Origin of the sequence: Thermoflexus sp. (genome assembly GCF_042408365.1) — a bacterium.
Lineage (GTDB): Bacteria > Chloroflexota > Anaerolineae > Thermoflexales > Thermoflexaceae > Thermoflexus.
The window spans coordinates 1-1696 of sequence record NZ_JBHOQJ010000068.1; the positions used below are offsets into that span (position 1 = coordinate 1).

The 1696-nt window shown below is 63.1% G+C and carries 1 protein-coding gene; it reads left to right on the forward strand.

Annotated features, from left to right (window positions below):
* On the forward strand, window positions 1-1523 hold a 1523-nt coding region (locus ACFMO5_RS03080; protein ID WP_376791302.1), incomplete at its 5' end, for a glucosyl-3-phosphoglycerate synthase.
* Window positions 1524-1696 lie beyond the last annotated feature (173 nt).

The window sequence follows — 1696 nt, forward strand, 5'->3', positions numbered from 1 at the left end:
CCGTGCTGGGCGCTCCGCTCGCCCAGGTGCTTCAGGAAGCTCCCTGCGACCTCCTGCTGGTCCGGGGTCCCATTGGCGCTCGATGGCGACGGATCCTGCTTCCGGTGCGAGGCGGGCCCTACACCCAGCTGGCGCTGGAGGTGGCCTTAACGCTGGCAGAGGCTTGGGATGGGCAAGTGACCTTGCTCCACGCTGCCTCGGACGCCCGTCGGGTCGCTGCAGCGTTCCGTCCACTGGCTCGATCCTTCCCCCGAATCACCCGTCAGATGGTGGCCCTCGATGAGGTGGGCCAGGCGGTGTTGGAGGCGCTCCAGCATCACGATGGGGTGATCATCGGTGCCCCTGCTCGACCGGGAGGTAGGGGCCCCCAGCCCCTTGGGCCCCTGGCTGGGTCCTTGGCGGGGGGGACATCGAAACCGCTGATCCTGGTGAAAGCAGCCCGTGCTTTTCTCCCTGGGCAACCCCGCCCTCGAGGGGCACCCGCCCAGCTGCCGATCTCTGTCCTGGTGGATAAATGGTTCGCAGAGAACACCTTCGATGCAGAGGAGTTCAGCGACCTGGAGGAATTGGTTGCCCTGAAACGGGCCCAGGGAGTCACCATCAGTCTGGGGTTGCCGACCCTCAACGAGGAAGCCACTATCGGCCAGATCCTGGCCATCGCTCGGGAAACCTTGATGGAGCGATATCCGCTCTTAGATGAGATCGTGGTCATCGACAGCGCCTCGACCGACCGCACTCGGGAGATCGCCCAGGCGATGGGCGTCCCGGTGTATATCCATCCTGAAGTTCTTCCGGAATTGGGATCCTATCGAGGGAAGGGAGAGGCATTGTGGAAGAGCCTGTATCTTCTGAAAGGGGATCTGATCGTCTGGACGGATACGGACATCACCAATTATCATCCTCGCTTCATCTACGGGCTGATCGGCCCGCTCCTGCGCTCGCCCCGCATCGGCTTGGTGAAAGGTTTCTATCGGCGGCCGATTCGAGTGGGTGAGAGGTTGCAGGCGGGGGGCGGGGGGCGGGTGACGGAGCTGGTGGCGCGGCCGCTGCTCAACCTGTTCTTCCCCGAGCTCTCCGGGCTGATCCAGCCGCTCTCCGGGGAATACGCCGGCCGTCGCGAGGTGCTGGAGCAGGTCCCCTTCTTCACCGGCTACGGGGTGGAGATCGGCCTGCTGATCGATATCTTGGAGCGCTTCGGCCTGTGGTCCATCGCCCAGGTGGATCTCCAGGAGCGGATCCATCGCAACCAGGATCTGGAGGCCCTCTCCAAGATGTCCTTCGCCATCATTCAAGTGGTGATCCGCCGGCTGGAGGACCGGCATAAGATCCAGCTGCTGGAGGAAGTGAACCGCTCCATGAAGCTGATCCGCCATGAGCCGGGTCGGTATTACCTGGAGGTGGAGGAGATCGGAGACGTGGAGCGCCCGCCGATGATCACGATCCCGGCCTATCGGGAGAAGTTCTTGAAGACAGAACTCGTCCTCGCATCGATGGGGTTGGGCTCTGATTCTGCGTCCGCGTAGGTGGACGCCTGCGCGAGACGCCGACTGGCGAAATTAATTTGCACATTCTACGCTGAGGAGACGCCGTGAGGGAAGCGGGGGCCTCACCCCCAACCCCCCATGGGGAGTTAATCTTTTAAACTTCATATCGGCGTTCCGGCAAAGTGAAAGGGGGCGGGCCGCAAAGCGGCCCG